This is a genomic window from Chitinophaga varians (genome assembly GCF_012641275.1).
In the GTDB taxonomy this organism is placed as follows: domain Bacteria; phylum Bacteroidota; class Bacteroidia; order Chitinophagales; family Chitinophagaceae; genus Chitinophaga; species Chitinophaga varians_A.
Window position 1 is genome coordinate 1 of sequence record NZ_JABAIA010000012.1, and the last position, 1,581, is coordinate 1,581.

Sequence of the window (1,581 nt, forward strand, 5' to 3'; positions counted from 1 at the left end):
TTCACCGGATATATATTTTTCCAGTTGGGCCAATAACGACGGGACATCTTTCACCACCACTGCCAGGCGCTCGTCCATGGCTTCTCTTCCGGTCTGCAATGTATATCCCACATCATGCAGGCTGATGCCTTCCGCCTTTGCCAGGTAAGCATGTAAACGTTGGGCATATGCCTGTAACCGGTCTCTGTTGCGTGCTGACAACACAAACAGTACAGCTCCGGACACCTTGCCCGCTGGCCGGCGGTCCGTGTACTCAGACACGATAAGATGCGCATTACTTCCTCCTGCCCCAAAGCTGCTGATACCAGCAAGCCGTAAGGACCCTGCGGCCGATGTCCAGGGGGCTAGCACCTGCTGTACTTTAAAAGGGCTGTCCTCAAAATCGATATGAGGATTCAATGTTTGCGAATATAACGAAGGTACCAGCTGACGATGACGAAGCTGTAACAGCACTTTCGTTAAGCCAGACACCCCTGCGGCCGATTCACAATGACCGATATTAGACTTGACAGACCCAATGCTACAGTATTGTTTTTTCCCCGTTTCAAATGCGCGCGACAATCCTGCTATCTCAACAGGGTCACCCAGGCTGGTGCCCGTGCCGTGGGCTTCCACATAACTGATCTGTTCTGCGGACACGCCGGCCTCGTTCATCGCCGCCATGATCACGCTGCGCTGCGCCTTCGGATTAGGTACCGTATAACCATTCGTTTTGCCGCCATGATTAATGCTGCTGCCACGCACCACACCATAGATCTGGTCTCCGTCCGCTTCCGCATCAGACAGCCGTTTTAACAAAACCACGCCTACCCCTTCTGATGGCACATATCCTTCGCCCCCTTCCCCAAAGCTGGCACACCGGCCCTGGCTGGAAACAAAACCGCCTTCGCTCAGCATCAGATATTTATGCGGATGTACCGTTACATTCACCCCGCCGGCAATCACCAGCGCAGCATCTCCGCTTTGCAACGCACGACAGCCCAGGTGGATTGCCGTCAATGACGAAGAACACATCGTGTCGACAGACATACTGGCGCCATGCAGATTCAGAAAATAAGATACCCGGTTGGCTATGCTCGCCGGACTGGCAGCGATATTCAGTGGATTACCTTTTAAACTTTCCTCAACGCCATACAGCTGGTATTCTTCATACATCACGCCTGCATAAACGCTGACAGGTCCATCCAGCAACCGGAGCCGGTTGCGGGTATAACCGCCATCTTCCAGCGCTTCCCATACAGCTTCCAGGAACAGGCGCTCCTGTGGGTCCATATAATGCGCTTCCCGTGGGGAAATATTAAAAAACAAAGGATCGAATTTATCCACGTCTGCCACAAAACCGCCCCACTTGCTATAACTCTTACCCGCCTTGCCTTTTTGGGGATCGTAACATGCTTCCATGTCCCAGCGGTCTGCCGGCACCTCCGTGATGCTGTCTCGTCCTGCTTTCAGATTATCCCAGAACTCACCGATATTGCGGGCGCCGGGATAACGGCCGCTTAAGCCTACGATGGCTATGTCTTTTGACCCGGCTGCCCGGCTGACAGACGGCGATGTTGCCAAAGGCGCCACTGGCAATTC

At 53.6% G+C, this 1,581-nt stretch carries 1 protein-coding gene; it reads right to left on the reverse strand.

Annotation, left to right across the window (positions count from 1 at the left end):
- On the reverse strand, nt 1-1,581 hold a 1,581-nt coding region (locus HGH92_RS33370), incomplete at both ends, for a type I polyketide synthase (RefSeq protein ID WP_168875199.1).